Raw genomic sequence first — 542 nt, forward strand, 5'->3', positions numbered from 1 at the left:
GCGCAAAGCCCGTTGCGCTACCGCCGGCAGGTATTGGCGCTCAAGCACTTCTTTACCACTCGCAACTGCACGGTGATTCTGCTCGACGACCAGACCTCGGAGATGGGCGACCTACAGCTGCATTCCATCTCCCACGGTGTGGTCATGTTGGAGCAGTTGGCTATCGACTACGGCGCCGAGCGCAGACGCCTGCGCGTGATCAAGATGCGCGGCATCCAGTTCCGCGGGGGCTATCACGACTTCGCCATCCGCAAGGGCGGCCTGCAGATCTACCCACGCCTCATCGCCGCGGAGCATCACTCTTGCTTCTCTGGAGAGTTAGCTTCGTCCGGTAATCCGGCACTGGACAAGATGCTAGGCGGTGGTCTGGAGCGCGGCACCAATGCGCTTCTGGTCGGTGCGGCGGGTGTCGGCAAATCCTCGCTGGCATTGAGCTACGCAGTAGCGGCATGCGAGCGCGGTGAGCAGGTCGCCTTCTTCGTCTTCGACGAGAACATCAGCACCCTGCTGGCGCGCGGGCGGGCGCTTGGCCTACCCATGGA

At 62.9% G+C, this 542-nt stretch carries 1 protein-coding gene; it reads left to right on the forward strand.

Annotated elements, in window-relative coordinates:
- On the forward strand, positions 1-542 hold a 542-nt coding region (locus CXQ97_RS21230; RefSeq protein WP_181035172.1), incomplete at both ends, for an ATPase domain-containing protein.

This window comes from Arthrobacter sp. B0490 (assembly GCF_002929355.1).
GTDB lineage: Bacteria > Actinomycetota > Actinomycetes > Actinomycetales > Micrococcaceae > Arthrobacter_D.